This is a genomic window from Polaromonas sp. UC242_47 (genome assembly GCF_044452385.1).
GTDB lineage: Bacteria > Pseudomonadota > Gammaproteobacteria > Burkholderiales > Burkholderiaceae_C > Polaromonas.
The window spans coordinates 3,442,486-3,460,147 of sequence record NZ_JBIOAO010000001.1 but is presented as its reverse complement, the minus strand read 5'-3'; the positions used below and the strand labels follow the sequence as shown (position 1 = coordinate 3,460,147).

18 protein-coding genes are annotated in these 17,662 nt (G+C 62.1%); 14 read left to right on the top strand and 4 right to left on the bottom strand.

Translation table 11 applies throughout. The features are described from left to right. Positions 1 to 5: 5 nt before the first annotated feature. From ACHMXK_RS16710 to ACHMXK_RS16700, 3 genes are all read right to left on the bottom strand, one after another. Positions 6 to 989, bottom strand: coding sequence for a Bug family tripartite tricarboxylate transporter substrate binding protein (locus ACHMXK_RS16710; RefSeq protein WP_397441656.1), 984 nt, complete (start codon positions 987 to 989; stop codon positions 6 to 8). Positions 990 to 1,023: 34 nt separating this feature from the next. Beyond that, positions 1,024 to 2,736, bottom strand: coding sequence for an acyl-CoA dehydrogenase family protein (locus ACHMXK_RS16705; RefSeq protein WP_397441655.1), 1,713 nt, complete (start codon positions 2,734 to 2,736; stop codon positions 1,024 to 1,026). A gap of 161 nt (positions 2,737 to 2,897) precedes the next feature. Further along, on the bottom strand, positions 2,898 to 4,232 hold the full coding sequence (locus ACHMXK_RS16700; RefSeq protein WP_397441654.1) for a serine hydrolase domain-containing protein: 1,335 nt from the start codon (positions 4,230 to 4,232) through the stop codon (positions 2,898 to 2,900). A gap of 134 nt (positions 4,233 to 4,366) precedes the next feature. On the opposite strand from ACHMXK_RS16700, the gene ACHMXK_RS16695 reads away from it, so the two are divergent. Beyond that, positions 4,367 to 5,293, top strand: coding sequence for a LysR substrate-binding domain-containing protein (locus ACHMXK_RS16695; RefSeq protein ID WP_397441653.1), 927 nt, complete (start codon positions 4,367 to 4,369; stop codon positions 5,291 to 5,293). 75 nt (positions 5,294 to 5,368) lie between these two features. Further along, on the top strand, positions 5,369 to 5,905 hold the full coding sequence (gene msrA / locus ACHMXK_RS16690; protein ID WP_397441652.1) for a peptide-methionine (S)-S-oxide reductase MsrA: 537 nt from the start codon (positions 5,369 to 5,371) through the stop codon (positions 5,903 to 5,905). 51 nt (positions 5,906 to 5,956) lie between these two features. Here msrA and ACHMXK_RS16685 read toward each other — a convergent pair whose 3' ends face one another. Then, positions 5,957 to 6,955, bottom strand: a complete 999-nt coding sequence (locus ACHMXK_RS16685) for a succinylglutamate desuccinylase/aspartoacylase family protein (RefSeq protein ID WP_397441651.1) — start codon at positions 6,953 to 6,955, stop codon at positions 5,957 to 5,959. Between the two features lie 269 nt (positions 6,956 to 7,224). Here ACHMXK_RS16685 and ACHMXK_RS16680 point away from each other — a divergent pair, with 269 nt between their 5' ends. The 12 genes from ACHMXK_RS16680 to ACHMXK_RS16625 all read left to right on the top strand — a co-directional run bounded on the left by ACHMXK_RS16680 (position 7,225) and on the right by ACHMXK_RS16625 (position 17,629). Beyond that, positions 7,225 to 8,049: a hypothetical protein gene (locus ACHMXK_RS16680; protein WP_397441650.1), complete on the top strand. Its 825-nt coding sequence runs from the start codon at positions 7,225 to 7,227 to the stop codon at positions 8,047 to 8,049. A 162-nt stretch (positions 8,050 to 8,211) separates the two neighbouring features. Further along, a complete protein-coding gene (locus ACHMXK_RS16675) occupies positions 8,212 to 8,724 on the top strand; it encodes a Fur family transcriptional regulator (RefSeq protein WP_397441649.1) in 513 nt (170 codons plus the stop codon). Next, a complete protein-coding gene (locus tag ACHMXK_RS16670; protein WP_397441648.1) occupies positions 8,721 to 9,377 on the top strand; it encodes an ABC transporter ATP-binding protein in 657 nt (218 codons plus the stop codon). Before ACHMXK_RS16675 ends, ACHMXK_RS16670 begins: the two co-directional genes overlap by 4 nt. Continuing rightward, complete coding sequence (locus ACHMXK_RS16665) at positions 9,374 to 10,588, top strand: ABC transporter permease (protein ID WP_397441647.1); 1,215 nt, start codon at positions 9,374 to 9,376, stop codon at positions 10,586 to 10,588. Before ACHMXK_RS16670 ends, ACHMXK_RS16665 begins: the two co-directional genes overlap by 4 nt. A gap of 7 nt (positions 10,589 to 10,595) precedes the next feature. Beyond that, the gene (locus ACHMXK_RS16660; protein ID WP_397441646.1) at positions 10,596 to 10,859 is read left to right on the top strand and encodes a hypothetical protein; all 264 of its coding nucleotides are present in this window, start codon (positions 10,596 to 10,598) and stop codon (positions 10,857 to 10,859) included. A 36-nt stretch (positions 10,860 to 10,895) separates the two neighbouring features. Then, positions 10,896 to 11,459, top strand: a complete 564-nt coding sequence (locus tag ACHMXK_RS16655) for a DUF3299 domain-containing protein (RefSeq protein WP_397441645.1) — start codon at positions 10,896 to 10,898, stop codon at positions 11,457 to 11,459. A 21-nt stretch (positions 11,460 to 11,480) separates the two neighbouring features. Next, the gene (locus ACHMXK_RS16650; protein ID WP_397441644.1) at positions 11,481 to 11,843 is read left to right on the top strand and encodes a hypothetical protein; all 363 of its coding nucleotides are present in this window, start codon (positions 11,481 to 11,483) and stop codon (positions 11,841 to 11,843) included. Between the two features lie 75 nt (positions 11,844 to 11,918). After that, the gene (locus ACHMXK_RS16645; protein WP_397441643.1) at positions 11,919 to 14,018 is read left to right on the top strand and encodes a TonB-dependent receptor; all 2,100 of its coding nucleotides are present in this window, start codon (positions 11,919 to 11,921) and stop codon (positions 14,016 to 14,018) included. Between the two features lie 430 nt (positions 14,019 to 14,448). Continuing rightward, a complete protein-coding gene (locus ACHMXK_RS16640) occupies positions 14,449 to 15,417 on the top strand; it encodes an AEC family transporter (protein WP_397441642.1) in 969 nt (322 codons plus the stop codon). 17 nt (positions 15,418 to 15,434) lie between these two features. Further along, positions 15,435 to 15,797, top strand: a complete 363-nt coding sequence (locus ACHMXK_RS16635; protein WP_397441641.1) for a DMT family protein — start codon at positions 15,435 to 15,437, stop codon at positions 15,795 to 15,797. A 158-nt stretch (positions 15,798 to 15,955) separates the two neighbouring features. Then, positions 15,956 to 16,603, top strand: coding sequence for a DUF47 domain-containing protein (locus ACHMXK_RS16630; RefSeq protein WP_397441640.1), 648 nt, complete (start codon positions 15,956 to 15,958; stop codon positions 16,601 to 16,603). Between the two features lie 15 nt (positions 16,604 to 16,618). After that, positions 16,619 to 17,629, top strand: coding sequence for an anion permease (locus tag ACHMXK_RS16625; protein WP_397441639.1), 1,011 nt, complete (start codon positions 16,619 to 16,621; stop codon positions 17,627 to 17,629). Positions 17,630 to 17,662 lie beyond the last annotated feature (33 nt).

The following is a 17,662-nucleotide window of genomic DNA, read 5'->3' as shown; positions in this document are numbered from 1 at the left end:
GGCGTTCAGTCCGCCGTGGCACCAGAGGTCTTGATCACCTCGCGCCACTTCGCGGCTTCGCTGCGCATGTAGACCGCCAGTTGCGCCGGGGTGTATTGCGGCGGCGGCTCCAGGCCTTGCTGGGCCAGGCGCTCTTTGACGTCGGGTTGCTGCAGCACCTGCGCGAAGGCGGCGTTGAGTTTGGTCACCACGTCTTGCGGTGTGCCCGAGGGCGCGACGATGCCGAAAAACACGCTGGCGTCGAAGTCCTTTAGGCCTTGTTCCATCAAGGTGGGGACATCGGGCAGGGCGCGCGAGCGGCTGGCCGAGGTCACGCCCAGCACGCGCAGCTTGCCGGCCTTGATGTGGGGCAGGGCGGTCAACACGTCGGTGAAGGACATGGCCACCTGGCCACCGAGCAGGTCGTTGAGGGCCGGGCCCGTGCCTTTGTAGGGAATGTGCTGGATGTCGGTGCCGGCGCGCATGTTGAACAGCACACCCGCCAGATGCGAAGACGCGCCGCTGCCCGAGGATGCGAAGGCCAGCTTGCCGGGGTTGGCCTTGGCGTAGGCGATCAGCTCTTTCATGTTTTTGGCCGGCAGGCTGGGGTGCACCACCAGCACATTGGGCAGGTAGCCGACCTGGATGATGGGCGCGAAACTTTTGAACGGGTCGTAGTTGATCTTCTGGTACAGGTTCATGTTGATGGCCAGCGGCGCCGAGGTGCCGAACAGCAGCGTGTGGCCGTCCGCCTCGGCGCGGGCCACGTATTCGGCGCCTATGTTGGCACCGGCGCCGGCCCGGTTTTCGACAATCATGGTCTGGCCCAGAATCGGCTTGACGGCGTTGGCCAGCGTGCGCGCCATCGCGTCGGTCGGTCCGCCGGGCGAGTAGGGCACGACCAGCGACAGGGTCTTGTGCGGGAAGGGGGCCTGGGCCCAGGCCGCTCCGGCGCCGGCCGTGGCGGCCCAGGCGGTCAGTGCCATCAGGGTGGTTCTGCGTGTGCTCATGTTTGTCTCCATGTGTCGTGTTGATGAGGGAAGCTCAGAGGTCCAGCAACAGGTTTTCGGCCTGTGTCGATGATTCGTGTTCGGCGGCCAGCGGATCGGCCGGCAACAGGCGATGTTGCAGCACCAGTTGCGCCAGGTGCAGGCGTTCGGGTGTGCCTATGCGCGCCGATTCCCAGGCCATCGCCACCGCCGTGGTGGTGTGATAAAGCGCCGAGGCCGCGCGCCGCGCCAGCGCCTCGCCGCCATCGGCCACCGCGGCCTGGGCCAGCGTCACGGCGCCTGCCATCACGTCCTGCAGGCTGGCGTGCAGCGCGCCGTCCAGCTTTGTTTCGGCCAGCAGTTGTTCCAGATGCGCCATCAGCGCCGTCAACGAATCTTCGCGCCGGATCGCGCGTATCACGTCCAGCGCCACGATGTTGCTGGTGCCTTCCCAGATCGAGCCCAGGTGGGCGTCGCGCACCAGGCGCGGATCGGTCCACTCCTCGATGTAGCCGCAGCCGCCGCGCACCTCCATGGCGTCGCCGGTGACCTTGCGCGCGTCGCGGCAGGCGCGGAACTTGATTAGCGGCGTCAGGATGCGCGCCAGGCGCAAGGCATTGGCATCACCCGCGTCGGCGCGGCGCAGCGCCTCGGCGGTCTGGAACACCATGGTGCGGGCCTGTTCGCTGGGCAGCAGCAGCTTCAGGAGCTGGCGGCGCATCAGCGGCAGATCTATCAGTTTCTTGCCGAAGGCTTCACGGTTGCGGGCGATGAAAAAAGCTTCGCTGACCGCGCGGCGCATCAGGCCGGCGGCGCGCACGCCGTTGGACAGGCGCGAGTTGTTGACCATGTCGGCCATCTGCACAAAACCTCGGCCCTGCTCGCCGACCAGCCAGGCGCGTGCACCTTCGAGGCGGATTTCACCGCTGGCCATGGAACGGGTGCCCAGCTTGTCTTTGAGGCGGATGATGCGGTAGTGGTTGTGCGCGCCATCGTCCAGATCACGCGGCAGCAGGAATAACGACACACCCTTGAGGCCGGGCTGGCCGCCCTGGCCGTCTTCATCCACTCGCGCCAGCACCATGGCCAGCGCGGCATCGGGGTTGGAGCAAAACCATTTGTCGCCGGTCAGCAGCCAGGCGCCGGGATGCTCGGGGTCTGGCCTGGCCGTGGTTTCGGTCACGGCGATGTCTGAGCCTGCGGCCTGCTCGGTCATGAACATCGCGCCCTGCGAGAGTTCATCCATGTCCAGGCTGGTGAGTGAGGGCAGGTAGCGTTGCACCAGTTCGGGCGTGCCGAATTTTTTCAGCGTGCGTGTCAGCGAGTCGGTCATCGACACCGGGCAGCACAGCCCAAACTCGGCCTGCACAAACAGGTAGGTCAGCGCGTATTTGGCGATGGACGGCATCTGGCCCTGCCAGCCCAACACGTCCTGGCGGTGCGAGATCGCCGCCAGCGCGTATTCGCCGAAGGCCAGGCGCTCCATCTCGACATAAGCCGGGTGTTTGATGACCTTTTGTTCGTCGCGCCCGCTGCGCGAGCGGACCTGCAGTTCCGGCGGGTTTTTGTCGGCGGTGTTCGCCAGATCGTCGAGCGTGCCGCCCGCCAGCGCGCCCAGCCGTTCGAGATGCGGCGTCAGGTGCGTGACCAGCTCGGGCGGCAGGTAGACCTGCAGCAGCGCGCGCAGGCCGGGGTCTGTGGTGTAGAGGTTGACACCGTGCTGGTCGGGCACCGGGTGGCTGGCTGTTTCTGGCTGGGGCGTGGACATGATGAGCAGGTCTCCTTGGCGCATTGTTCGCCTCGCGAAAATATTTGTCTAATATCGAATATGGCTTGAACGATATGATTTTTTAATCATTGAGTTTCGCCATTTGGCGCTACTTTCCGGCCCTGGCCGAAGCGCTGTACTTCGGCCAGGCGGCACGCCCTCTACTGCGGATGGGCCAGCAGGTGTTTGGCCAAGGCGTGGTAGGCCGGCAGCGAGGTGGGGTCGTTGGCCGGGTTGCCCGCCACCGGGTGCGAGGCGAAGCGGGCGATGACCATTTCAGCCTTGGGATCGATATAAATCGCCTGGCCATGAACGCCGCGCGCCGAATAGGCCCCGTGTTCATTGTTCGAGACCCACCACATGTCGCGGTAGCTCCAGCCCGGCAGCGTTTTGTAGCCCGCTTTGGCGAACTCGGCCTTGCCGCCTCCGTTGCGGATGTCGGTCAAGACCTTCTTGGGCACGATCTGCTGGCCGTTGTAGTAGCCACCCTGCCGCATCATTTCGCCGAACCTGGCCATGTCGCGCAGGCTGGCGTTCAGCCCGCCGCCGGCGAATTCAGTGCCCGTGCTGTCGATCGTGAAATAGGCGTCCTGCTCGGCACCGAGCTTGCGCCAGATGCGCTCCTGCAGGTTGTCGCCGATGGACTTGCCGGTGGCGCGGCGTATCACCCAGCCCAGCGCGTCGCTGTTGACCGTCTTGTACGCAAAGGCCTGGCCGTGTGCACCTTCTTTCTTGACCGTCAGCAGGAACTCGTAAAAGGACTTGGGCCCCTCGTAGTCGGACGGTCTGGGTATCACGCCGCCGGCACGCGTGTGGTTAAAAATTTCAGCCTTGGGGTTGGCATAGTTCTCGGAGTACTGGATGCCGGTGGTCATGTCGAGCAACTGACGCACGGTGACGTCCCCAAAACCGGTGTCCTTGAGTTCGGGAACATAGGTCGAGGTGAGCGCGTTCTCGTCGATCACCCCCTCCGCCACCAGCATGGCGCCCAGAGTGCCGATGAAGGACTTGGTCACAGACATCGCGATGTGCGAGCCCTGGGGTTTGAGCACACCGAAGTAGCGCTCGTAAACGATGCGGCCCTTGTGCAACACCACGATGCCGTCGGTGTAATTGGCGCCCAACGATTGCGCCCAGGTCATGGTCTCGCCCGTTCCGAGCACCTGAAAACTCACACTGTCGAGGTCCTGGCGCGCGGCCATGGGCAACACGCTGACCGGCCCGGTGCCGCGTGCCATGTTGCTGGTCGGTACAAACTGGCGGTAGTTGGAAAAGGACCAGCGTATCTGCGGAAACTTCCGGAATGAGCCGTCGCCGAACTGAATCAGTTTGTCGGCGGGCGGCGGAGAACCCGCCATCCACCCCATCGTCACCGGGTCGCTGGCCTGGGCATCCAGAAACTTGGGCGCAGTCTGTGCGCCTGCCTGCAGGCTAGTCACCAGCAAGGCCATGGCGGCGGCCCAGCGCGCCGGGTTTTTTATCACTGTGTCGATCATGGTGTCGCCCTTGAATAATTTGGTGGGTTGGGGAATTGCCGTCGCAGGATGGGGTGGCTTCTTGGCGCATTGTTTGCCCCGCAATCATTCATGTCCAATATTGAATATCGCTTGAACGATATAATTTTTTAATCATGGAATTTCGCCACCTGCGCTACTTTCTGGTCCTGGCCGAAGAACTGCATTTCGGGCGGGCGGCACGCCGTTTGTCCATCTCGCAGCCGCCGCTGAGTCTGAACATCCAGCAACTGGAAGCGTCGGTCGGTGCGCGCCTGTTCACGCGCAACAGCAAGGAGGTGCGGTTGACGGCCGCGGGCAAGGCGTTTGTGCCGCGTGCACGCGCCGTGCTGGAGCAGGCGGGCGAAGCGGCGCGCCATGCGCGGGATGTGGAGCAGGGGCTGGCGGGGCGGCTGCACATCGGCTTCGTGGGCGCCATGTTGTACCGCGGCCTGCCGCAGATGCTGCGCAAGTTCCAGGCGCAGCACCCCTTGCTGCGGGTGGTGCTCAAAGAGCTCAATTCGCAGGACCAACTGGTCGAGCTCGCCCATGACCAGCTCGACGTGGGTTTTGTCCACAGCACCCGGCTGCCGGCAGAGATGCAGCATCAGCTGTTTGCGAGCGAACCTTTTGTCTGCTGCCTGCCGGCCGACCACCCGTTGGCGCGCAAGCGGTCCTTGCCACTGCAACTGCTGCAGGGCGAGTCTTTTGTGATGTTCGCGCGCAGTGTGTCGCCGGACTACTACGAACGCATCCTGGCCATCTGCACCGATGCGGGCCTGTACCCCGAGGTGCGCCACGAGGTGCGTCACTGGCTCAGTGTGGTGTCGCTGGTGTCGCAAGGCCTGGGTGTGGCGCTGGTGCCGGCGGCCTTGCGCCATTCGGCGCTGGGTGGCGTGGTGTTTGTGCCGCTGGATGCGGGCGTCGCGCATTCGCAGTCGTATTGCATCTGGAAAACGACACACGACAACGCGGCGCTCACGGCTTTTCTGGCGGTGATGCAGATCGAGGCAGCGCGGCAGGCGAAAAACGGAAAACTGGCGCTACCCAAAACCTCTGCATAAGCCCCACGGCGTCCTGTGGCAAACAGAGGCGACTACAGTAGGGCCTTAGACGAATCCAACCCCGGAGCCAAGACCATGACAACTGAAACCATCACCCTGGGCGGCGGCTGCTTCTGGTGCACCGAAGCCGTGTTTGTGCAGGTGCGCGGCATCCTTGACGTCGAATCCGGCTACAGCAACGGCCACGTCAGCCAGCCCAGCTATGAGCAGGTTTGCACCGGCACCACCGGGCACAACGAGGTGGTCAAGCTGGTGTATGACCCGGCGCAGATCAGCCTGCGCGCGATTTTGGAAATCTTTTTTGCCATCCACGACCCGACCACCTTGAACCGCCAGGGCAACGACAGCGGCACGCAGTACCGCAGCGGTATTTATTATTCGACGCCCGAGCAAAAACAGGTCGCCGAAGACATGGTCAGCGAACTGAACCAGCAAAAGTTGTTCGGCAAGCCGGTGGTGACCGAGGTGCTGCCGCTCACCAACTACTCGCCGGCCGAGGACTACCACCAGGACTTCTTCGAGAAAAACCCGCACCAGGGTTATTGCGTGGCGGTGGCCGGCCCCAAGGTGGCGAAGTTTCGCAAGACCTTTGCAGAATACGCGAAGGCCTGAGCGCAGCGTGGTCTGTCATCCCGGACGCGATCCGGGAGCCATCACGGCGCCTTAGGCCCGACGCGTGGCCAGGTAAAACCACTCCTGGCCGGGCTCGCCACGCGGGTTGGGAAACACCACAAACGCGTCTTCCGGTGCCTTGATCTCCTCGCCGCTGTAACGCACACCAATCACTTCGCCGGTTTTTACCGCGTCAAAGCTGCGCCATTCACGGCTGAACCGGTCGCCAATGTGTTCGCGGTCCACCACATCCACCAGGCGCAGGATTTCTCGCGCCTGGGGCTCGGGTTTTAGCGGCAGCGACACCAGACCCAGCAAGGCCAGCGTTTGCAAAATCGCATGGCGGGCCACCTGGACCGCATGCGGGTCGTCATGCTGGCCGCATTCCAGTGTCACACCATAACCACCGCGTGAACGCATGTACTCCGTTGTGCCAACGCCGTAGTTCGGGTTGGTCACCAGCGTTTGTGCGCGGGCAGCGCCGCCTGCAGGGGCTGTCGCCGCACGCCGCTGCACACCACGCGCATACGTGTCCAGCCAGCCTTCCACAATGCGGTGCGGCCCGGTGTGCAGGGCCAACTGCATTTCTTCCGCCGCGTGGCGAAAGGGCTCCAGCGTGCCGGTGTTGTTCTGCGGGCCCACCATCACAAAGGGCGCGCCGCCGGTGTGGAAGGAATGCAGGTCCAGCAGTGCATCGTGCGAGTCCAGCAGCGGACACAACACATTGGCAATGCGGTCCTCAAAGTCTTGCGGAATCGCACTCGGCGCCATGTTGCGGTTCAGGTTGCGGTCGCCGGTACGCTGCTTGAGCTGATAGGCCAGCGGGTTGGTGACGGGCACAAAAGTCACCGTGCCACGTTCGATGCTGAGTTGGCCCTTGTCTATTTCTTTCAGCAGTTGGGTGATGGCTTTGGCGCCGCAGACTTCGTTGCCATGCACGGCGCCCAGGACCAGCAGGCGCGGGCCGGGGGCCAAGCCGTGGTAGGTGTGGACTCGGAGGTGGGTGGGGCGTTGGGTAACGGCTGGCGTTGTTTCAGATGTGTCGTTCATGGTGGCTTGTGTGTGCGACGCCTGGATGAAAGCTGGTTGGCGACGGTGGTGTGGATTCTCCTCCATCCTAGGATGGGGTGGATCAGGTTTCACGCCTATGATCTGCGGTGTTTGGTCGCAGTTTTATCGACCCCGCTGCATTCCCCAATGTGCTGAAATTCTTTGTCTGGCGAGGACTTGGCGATGAGAAAGTTTTCCAGATTAATTCGCAATTGCCAAGTCATACAGCAGTTCTTGAGGTAAGCGTTCGTTAGACGTCTACAAACATTATGAAAACCATCCCAAGCCAGATACTCGCCGGGACGCGACTTGATCGACAGGGCGAGCGAAATTCGAAAAATGTGCTGGAGAACTACGCGGCGGCCTACGCAGGAAAGAGGTTGCCGCTGAATCAGCATCACGACCTTTCACTCCCTGTAATCGGCTATATCGAGAACCTTCGTGTGATTGCAGACCAAACGAGCCCTGACGACTGGCACCTCGTCGGGGACGTGTTCTTGGAAGGTGACGGCGTCGACCCAAAATTTGGAGGCTTCAGCTTCTCGTACATGGAAAAGTTGCGCAATAGTCAAAGCCAGGAGCGTATTGAAGTTTTTCTGCCCCACCCTCACTACAACGATTTATCGTTGATTGACGAGGTGTTCGAAGACGGATACGTGTCAGTTGGAAAAATCGTCCGGAAAGGGGCGTCGCCTGAGACGGTCGCACTTATTGTTAGCGTCGCTGTCGCCGTTCTTCAGCCAGCGTGGGAAGACGTTTTTCGCTCAAAGATCGCGCCGGCAGTCACAGACTTTTTTCAAAGACGGTTTGGCAGTCTTAGTACGAGGGGAATCAGTTGCGATTATCTTCAGCATATTGACTACTGCGGCCATAGTGCGCAAGTGCTGTTCGTGCCTCTTCGTGGCATGGAGTCAAGTTGCCTTTCCATTGAGAAACTGTACGGCGGCATGCTCATGGTCTCTGACTACTTGAATGCCTTGGATGTAAATCACGTACCTGCCTTAAAGATCATTCTGGCCTTTGACAAAGCTCAAGGCATGTTTGCCATCAGAGCAGTTCATTTCTCAGATGGCTCGGTCAAGACAGACGGCTAACACTTCCGTCAAGAAGTCCTTGCGTCGAGCGATAGTTCCACGCCGGCTTGTGGGACGGCTGCACGGTAAATAGATGCAGTCGCCACCAAAATCGGTCCAGCCAGCCAGTTCGGTAATAATGCAACTCTATTGCGTTAATTGTCATCACTTCCTCTCGCGCTCATGCCTTCCCCATCCGACCCCATCGACACCCTGCTGTCCGCCCATGGCCTGCGCCGCACTAACGCGGCGCGCCGGGTGTTGGGCTGGTTGCTGGCACATCCGGACACGAGCTACACGCATGCGCAGTTGCAGGCGGCGCTGGCGGGTGAGGGCGATACGACCGACAGCGCGGTCCTGGATCGCGTCACCCTCTACCGCCTGATAGACCGCCTCACACAAGTCGGCCTGTTGTTGTGCCGCGTGGATGCCAGCCGGGTGCGGCGTTATCAGGCCATGCCGGTCGGCGTGCATGCGATGCCGCATTTTGAATGCCAGAGCTGCCACCGCGACAGCCCGCTGGCGACGGCGCTGCAGGCGAGTACCGACGATCTGGAACGGGCGGCCGAAACGGCGCTGGAGGCGCTCAAGGCCTTGGGTTACCAAGGCATGAGCCTGGACTTTGCCGTGCGTGGCGTGTGCGCCGACTGCGCGACGGGAAAATCCAATCATCACGGTCAGGGCGCGGCCGCGTGATCCGCACGCGGCAACTGGCCTACCAGTACGCTGGCAGCCCTGAGCTTCGCTTTGAGGACATGGATGTGGCGCAGGGCGGCGTGTTGTTGCTGCGTGGCGACTCGGGCTCCGGCAAATCCACCTGGCTGGCGCTGGCGGCCGGGTTGCTGACGCCGGGCGCGGGCGACATCACGGTGGCCGGTCAGTCTTTGACAGCGTTGGGCAAGGTGGCTGGGGATGCCTGGCGTGCCAAAACCATAGGTTTTTTGCCGCAAAAATTGCATCTCAGCAGCGCCCTGACGGTGCACGCCAACCTCGCGATGGCGCAGTGGGCGGCCGGGCAGGCGCAGGACGAGCGGCGTATTGCAGAGGTCCTCACGGCGCTGGATGTGCAAGACCTCGCCGCGCGCAAACCAGCGCAGCTTTCGGGCGGCCAGGCGCAGCGGGTGGCGCTGGCGCGTGCCGTGCTGCTGCAGCCACAGGTGATTCTGGCTGACGAACCCACGGCCAGCCTGGACGACGAGGCGGCGCGGCAGGCGGTGGCGCTGCTGCAAGCCACGGCCAGTCGCTACAAGGCGACGCTGGTGATCGCCACCCACGATAGCCGCATTGCGGCCAGTCTTGATGCTCAAATCGGCTTCCGGCCCTTATCCCTCGAGCGTAACCAGCTATGAAAACAATAGCGATGGCATGGCGCTACCTGTGGTCGCGGCCGCTGGCCGCCGGGCTCAATGTGTTGCTGCTCAGCCTGGGCCTGGCATCTCTGGCCTTTGTGCTGCTGGTGAGCCACCAGATCAACCAGGCTTTCGAGCGCGACCTGGCCGGCATTGATGTGGTGGTAGGCGCCAAGGGCAGCCCGATGCAGCTGATTTTGTCGGGGGTGTTCCAGCTCGATGTGCCGACCGGCAATGTACCGCTGGCCGCCGTGCAAGCGCTGCAGAAACACCCGCAGGTGGCCAAACTTATTCCCATCAGCATGGGCGACAGCTTTCGCGGTTTTCGCATTGTGGGCACCACGCCGGACTACCTCATACATTACCAGGCCCGCTTCGCGCAGGGCGACGTCTGGGCGGCGCCCATGCAGGCGGTGCTGGGTGCGCAGGTGGCGGCGCAGAGCGGCTTAAAGGTGGGCGACCGTTTTGCCGGCAACCACGGCCTGGGCGGTGGCGGGGAGGCGCATGGCCAGACGCCTTATGTGGTCAGCGGCGTGCTGGCGGTCAGTGGCTCGGTGCTGGACCGGCTGGTGCTGACAGATTCGGCCTCGGTCTGGCAGGTGCACGAAGCTGCGCACCAGGGCGACACCGCGCTCGACGACGAAGACCGCCAGCTGCTCGAAGCAGAGCGCGAGGTGACCTTGGCGCTGATCCAGTACCGCACGCCGCTGGCGGCGGTGACCTTCCCGCGTTTTGTCAACAGCAGCACCGAGATGCAGGCGGCCGCGCCCGCGCTGGAAATCACGCGCCTGCTGAACATGGTGGGTGTCGGCACCGATGTGTTGCGCGCCCTGGCCGGTGTGTTGCTGCTGACGGCCGGTTTGAGTGTGTTTATCGCCTTGTGGAGCGCCGTGCGCGAACGCCGCGCCGATTTGGCGCTGTTGCGTATGCTGGGCGCGCCGCCGCGCAAGGTGGCGGCGCTGCTTTTGTGCGAAGCCTTGTGGCTGGCGCTGCTGGCCACGGTGATAGGCGTGCTGGCGGGGCAGGGGCTGATGGCGCTGCTCGCCTGGCTGTTGCAACTGGATAAATCATTTTTGATGGGCGCGATGGCGTGGCCGGTCGAGCTGATCGCGGTGCCGGCGCTGGCCGTGGGGGTGGCGCTGTTGTCGGCGCTGCTGCCCGCTTACGAGGCCTACCGGGTCAATGTGTTTGAGCTTTTGCAATCGAGGTAAATGTCCCATGATCCATAAATTTGTAAAAAACAGGCTTGTAGCCCTTGCCGCAATTGCGTTGGCAGCTACCTTTTCGATAGCACATGCGCAGCACAGCGACAAGGAAACCCAGGCCGACATCCAGCGCCATCAGGCCATGGCCGCCGCCCACGAGGCCGCCGCCAAATGCTTGGCGTCGGGTAAAAAGGAAGACATTTGCATGAAAGAGCTGCAGGCTTCCTGCAAAGGCCTGGCTGTAGGAAAATACTGCGGTATGAAACACGCGCATTAACTGCAGCCCGGTTTGTTGCTCTTTTTGGAGAAACCCATGAGCCCTGTTGATCCCACCGCCGTCAGGTTATCGCTGCTGGGCCTGTTGCTGGCCGCCGGTTGCGTGCACGCGCAATTGAGTTCGCCCCTGCCTGCGGGCAGCAGCAAACCGGTGGCTACTGCACCCGGCGCCACGGCCTTGCCGGTCGGGCAGGGCGCGGGGGTGCATGGGGTCGACAGTCCGTTCGCACCGCTGCCGCAGCGCGCCGACGTGATCGCCTGGTCGGTGTTGACCGACGTGAAAACCAAAAAAGAAAAAAACCGCATCCTGCCGGTGTTTAGCGCCGGCCAGACCAGCCTGCACCAGAAAACCCAGCGTATCCAGGGCGTCATGATGCCGCTGGACGCGGGCGAAAAGCAGCGGCATTTCCTGCTGGCCTCGGTGCCGCTGACTTGCTCTTTCTGCGTGCCGGGCGGTCCCGAAAGCATGGTCGAGGTCAAGACCAAAACGCCGGTGAAATACAGCATGGAGCCGGTGGTGGTCGAGGGCCAGTTCCAGGTGTTGAATGACGATCCTTATGGCCTGTATTACCGCATCAGCGATGCGGTGGCCGTGAAGTAAAACCCAATGATGTTCAGGCGGATGGCACAACGAGCGGCCTGGGGCTATTTAGCCCTGGTGTTTCTGCTCGCGCCCATGCTGGGCCTGATGCACGGCCTGGTGCATCGGACGGACGGCGCCCATCCCACGGCGCAGGTGCAATTGATTGAGGCCGATGGCCAGGCTCACCACCACGGCTGGCTGGACGATTTGTTTTCCGCGCACAGCAATGCCTCGGATTGCCGCGTGTTCGACCAGCTCAGCCACAGCGATGTGGTGCCGGCGTTGCCCTTGCTGGCTTTGCCTATGGTGTTGTCGTCTTTTGTTTTTCATTTTTTAGAGGGCGAAGTCCTCGCCCGCTGGGCCGCGCTTTTTGAAGCGCGCGGTCCGCCCCTGGCTCGCTGAATCCCCCTGAAGTCGCCATGCGCAGCCTATGCGGCTGCGGTTTGGTGTTTCCGTTCTTCGATTCAACGAGTCATCATGAAAAAATCATTCCCTCGCAGCGCCATCAGCACGGCTTCCCTGAGCTTGCTGGCCCTCGGCTGCTCGCTGGCACAGGCGCAGACCGCCGCGCCCAGCCTGAAAGAAATCACCGTCACCGGCAACCCGCTGGGCACGACCGATCTGATCGCGCCGGCCACGCAGTATTCGGGCACCGCCCTGTTGCTGCGCTCCAAAACCACGTTGGGTGAAACGCTGGACGGCACGCCCGGCGTCAGCAGCACCTACTTCGGCCCCAACGCCAGCCGGCCCGTCATCCGCGGGCTGGACGGCGACCGCATCCGCATTCTGGCCAACGGCGGCGGCTCGCTGGATGCGTCCAGCCTCAGCTACGACCATGCGGTCACCAGCGATCCGCTGAGCATAGAACGCATCGAGGTGTTGCGCGGCCCGGGGGCGCTGCTGTACGGCGGCAGCGCCGTCGGCGGTGTGGTCAACGTCATCGACAACCGCATTCCGCGCGAAGCGCAGTTCGACGAGAAGGGCGGCATCAGCGGCAAGATGGATGTCAACGCCGCCAGTGGCAACGCAGAGCGCGGCAAGGCCGCGTTGCTGGAAACGGGCACCAACCGCTACAGCCTGCACGTGGACGCATTTGACCGCCAGACCGGCGACGTGAAGGCGCCGGTGGACCTGGCCTGCACCAAGGACGGCATCACGACCACGGCGCGGCGTATCTGCAATTCGGCCAGCAATGTCAGCGGCGGGGCGGTCGGTGGTTCGGTATTTTTTGACCACGGTTACCTGGGCGCCTCGGCCAATACCTACCGCAGCACCTATGGCACGGTGGCCGAAGACAATGTGACGATAGGCATGAAGTCAGACCGTTACGCCATCGAAGGCGAAGTGCGCGACCTGAACGGGCCGCTGCAGAGCATCAAGGGCCAATACAGCCAGACCGACTACCGCCACACCGAGTTTGAAGGTGCGAATCCCGGCACGGTGTTCAAGAACCAGGGCAGCGATTTCAGGCTGGAAGCGCGCCACGCCAGAATCGGCAAGCTCGACGGCGTCTTGGGTTTTCAGACCGAGTCCAACCGTTTTTCCGCCGACGGCGCGGAGGCTTTTGCACCCCACAGCAAAACCTCGCAGTCGGCCGTGATTGCGTATGAAGAACTGGGTACAAGCTGGGGCAAACTCAGCGCGGGCGGGCGCCTGGAATCGGTCAAGGTCGAATCCCTGGGCAACCCGCTGGTGCCGCGTTTCACGCCGGCGACCCGAGACTTCAAGCCCGGCAGTTACGCGCTGGGCGCCTTGTGGAATGCCGCACCGAACTGGCAGATCACCAGCAACCTCGCGTACACCGAACGTGCGCCCAAAGACTACGAGCTGTTTGCCAACGGTCCGCACATTGCGACCGCTGCTTATGAAGTGGGGAATGCGAATCTGGGCAAGGAGCAATCCGGCAACCTCGACGTGGGCGCGGCCTGGAAGTCGGGCGGGCACAGCTTCAAGATCAACACCTATGTCAGCCAGTTCAAAAACTACATTGCGCTGAACCAGACGCCGGGTGTCACACGTAACGCCGAAGACGGCGCGCTCAACCCGGTGGAAGATCCCGGCAACCCAGGCTTCACCGCTTCGGGCGCCGAGTTCAAGCCGCTGGCGCAGTTCCAGTACGAGCAGGTGCGTGCGCGGTTTACCGGCATCGAGGCCAGCGGCAACATCCGCTTGCGTGAGGCCGCCTCGACGCTGGACCTGGCGCTGCGCGGCGACATGGTGCGTGCCACCAACCTCAGCAACGGCCTGCCGCTGCCGCGGATTGCGCCATGGCGCGTGGGCGCGTCGCTGTTGTGGGCCAGCGGGCCCTGGGGCGCGACTGTGGGCTTCGACCACCTGGCCGCGCAATCCCGTGTGCCGACGCCACCCGTGGGCGAAACCGGCGCCTACACCTTGTGGAACACCGCCGCCACTTACCGCGTCAAGGCCGGTGCCGCCACCTTGCAGTGGTACGCCCGGCTAGACAACATCACCAACAAGCTTGCCTACAGCGCAACCTCGGTGCTGACCAGCACAGCGTTTCCGAAAGCACCCTTGCCGGGGCGGAGTTTGAAGGTGGGTTTGCAGGTTGCTTTTTAAGAGGTTGGGTTGAGACCTGCTTGCCGGCGTCACGCTGCTTTTGTGGCTTGTCTTGGACAGTAGGACGGACTCCCCACTCCCACCCCTAACCCCTCCCTCGCCCCGCTGGGCGATGGAGGGGGACTTCATTTGGCCTTGTGTGCTGCAACCGCGTGCATGAATGACAGTCCCCGCTTGTCATTCCGGCGCATGCCGGAATCCATTCCCGCGCCCGAATCCGCGCCCAACCCCGACTGGACCGAGCACCGCAGGTTGCCGGAGCGAAGCGCAGGGACGCAGACAGCGGGGTCGCCTTCTCTCTGCTTGCTTTCTCTTGGCGAAGCAAGAGAAAGTAAGTCGGCCGCCGGGCCGAGACCCGGCCTGCTCGAAGCACCGATAAAAGTCCACGCCACCAACAACTCAAGCCCGAAGCCGCAGCTAAGATCACCCAATGAATTCGCCCGTTGTTGCTTCCCTGTTTCCCGTGGTTCTTCTGATTGCTATTGGTTTTATAGCTGGCTGCGCAGGCTGGATAAGGGCTGGCGCCACAAAAGATCTTGCAAATCTGGTATTTTTTCTGCTCACGCCGGCGCTTTTGTTTCGCACCATGAGCAAGGTGCACATCGAGCAGCTCGACTTCAAACCGGTGGCCGCCTACTTTCTGGCCGCCTTCCTTTTGTTTGGCGGCACCTTGCTGGTGCAAGGCTTCAACCGCCGTGCCGCGGTGCTGGCGCTGGCCGCCACGTTTTCCAACACGGTGATGATTGGCATTGCCCTGATTGGCCTGATGTACGGCCCGACAGGCCTGATCACCTTGCTGACCTTGGTGTCCGTGCATTCGCTGGTGTTGCTGACCAGTGCCACGGTGGTGCTGGAACTCGCGGTGGCGCGCGAGCAAAGCCAGCAGCCGGGCGCGAGCCAGGACCGGGCGGCCATGCACAGGCGTTCCGTGATGACGGTGCTGGCGGCTTTCAAGAATGCCGTGCTGCACCCGGTGCCGCTTCCCATCATTTGCGGCCTGCTGTTTGCGCAGACTTCGCTGGAGATTCCCGTGCTGATCGACAAGCCGCTGGAGCTGCTGGGCAACGCTTTCGGGCCGCTGGCGCTGGTGCTGGTGGGTGTGATGCTGGCCAGCACGCCGGTGGGCAAACACTGGCGCCAGGCGCTGGCGCTGGCCAGCCTCAAGAACCTCGCCCATCCCTTGCTGGTGTGGCTGTTGTGCCGCGTGTTGGGTGTCGGTGGTGTGCCCATGATGGTGATGGTTGTGGCTGCCGCCTTGCCGATTGGCGCGAATGTGTTTTTGTTTTCACAGCGGTACGAAGTCGCGGAAGAACTGACGACGGCCAGCGTGGCGGTGTCCACGGTGCTGGCGCTGCTGACCTTGACCTTGGTGGTCTTGCTGGTGCCCCGGCTGGACTAACCCGAACGGAGATTTTTATGCAATTTTTGCAATCGCTTCCCATTTCCGCGCAGGCCATCGGCTTGCTGCTTTTGTCCAATGTTTTCATGACCTTTGCCTGGTATGGCCACCTGAAAAACCTGGCGACCTCGCCCTGGTACATCGCGGCGCTGGTCAGCTGGGGCATTGCCTTGTTCGAGTATTTGCTGCAGGTGCCGGGCAACCGCATCGGCTTCACGATGTACAACGTCGGGCAACTCAAGATCATGCAGGAGGTCATCACGCTGGTGGTGTTTGTGCCTTTTGCGGTGTTTTACCTGGACCAGCCGCTGAAACTCGATTATTTGTGGGCGGCGTTGTGTATGGTGGGCGCGGTTTATTTTATTTTTCGTAGTAGTTGAAAGAAATGCCCGATCAAATTTCGGATGGGCCGCTCCCAGAAGACAGGGCAGCTACCTACACGAAGTGACAAGCGTGGGGGCTATTTCAGCCCGGCGGTTAAACTCGGGGAAGTCACAAATTTGTCATATCCCCGACATACACCCCCCAGGAGTTGAAGATGCTGTTTGGCAAATTGCTGCCGCGCGAAGGCAATTTTTTCGAGTTATTTAACCAGCATGCGGATCGCATCGTGGAAGCGGCCCATGCGTTTTCCAATCTGGTGGTCCATTACAACGACGTTGAAAAACGCGAGGCTTACAACCGCGAGGTTGACAACGCCGAACGTGCGGCGGACCGCATCACCCACGAGGTGAACCGCATGTTGCACAAGACATTCATCACGCCGATTGACCGCGAACAAATCCATTCGCTGATCAACACCATGGACGATGTGGCCGACCTGATCCAGGATTCCGCCGAAACCATGGCGCTTTACGACGTGCGCCACATGACCGACGAGATCGTGCGTCTGACCGACCTCAGCGTCAAATGTTGCGAGCGTCTGAAAGACGCGGTGGCGCTGATCGACAAGCTCAGCGACGCGGCCACGGCCGAGGCGGCGCTCAAGACCTGCGAAGAAATCGACAAGCTGGAGTCCGACGCCGACCGCGTCATGCGTTCGGCCATGAGCAAGCTGTTCCGCGAAGAGCCCGATGTGCGCGAAGTGATCAAGCTCAAGGCGATTTACGAGTTGCTGGAAACCATCACCGACAAGTGTGAGGATGTGGCGAATCTGATCGAGGGCATCGTCCTCGAAAATTCCTGATCGTTCGGGGCGCGCATGCAAACCGTACAAACTGCCCTGTGGGTTGTGGCATTGCTGGTGTTCCTGGCCATTGCTTTTGACTTCATGAATGGCTTTCACGACGCGGCCAACTCGATTGCCACCGTCGTGTCCACCGGCGTACTCAAACCCGGCCAGGCCGTGTTGTTCGCGGCTTCCTTCAACTTCATCGCCATCTTCATTTTTCACCTGAGCGTTGCCGCCACGGTGGGAAAAGGCATTGTGCAGCCGGGGGTGGTGGATACCCACGTGGTGTTCGGCGCGCTGATAGGCGCCATCACCTGGAACCTGGTGACCTGGTATTACGGCATCCCGAGCAGTTCTTCACACGCCCTCATAGGCGGCATTGTCGGCGCGGTGATTGCCAAGGCGGGTGCACACTCGCTGATCTCGGGTGGCATCCTGAAGACCGTGGCTTTCATCTTTGTTTCACCCTTGCTGGGCTTTTTGCTGGGTTCGATCATGATGGTGGTGGTGGCCTGGGTGTGCCGACGTGCCACACCGTCCAAGGTGGACCGGTGGTTCCGGCGCCTGCAACTGGTGTCGGCCGGTGCCTACAGTCTGGGCCACGGCGGCAACGATGCACAAAAAACCATTGGCATCATCTGGATGCTGCTGATCGCCACCGGTTATTCCTCGGCCAGCGACAGCTCGCCGCCGACCTGGGCGATTGTCAGTTGTTACGTCGCCATTGCCGCAGGCACCATGTTTGGCGGCTGGCGCATCGTGAAAACCATGGGCCAAAAAATCACCAAGCTCAAACCCGTGGGTGGTTTCTGCGCGGAAACCGGCGGTGCCCTGACCCTGTTCCTGGCCACGGCCCTGGGCATTCCGGTGTCGACCACACACACCATCACCGGCGCTATCGTGGGCGTGGGTTCCACCCAGCGTGCGTCTGCCGTGCGTTGGGGTGTGGCCGGCAACATCGTCTGGGCCTGGATTTTCACGATCCCGGCCTCGGCGTTTGTCGCGGCCATCGGTTATTGGGTCAGCCTGCAGCTGTTTTAATCACGCTGTCCATCCCCAAATAAAAAGAGCCCC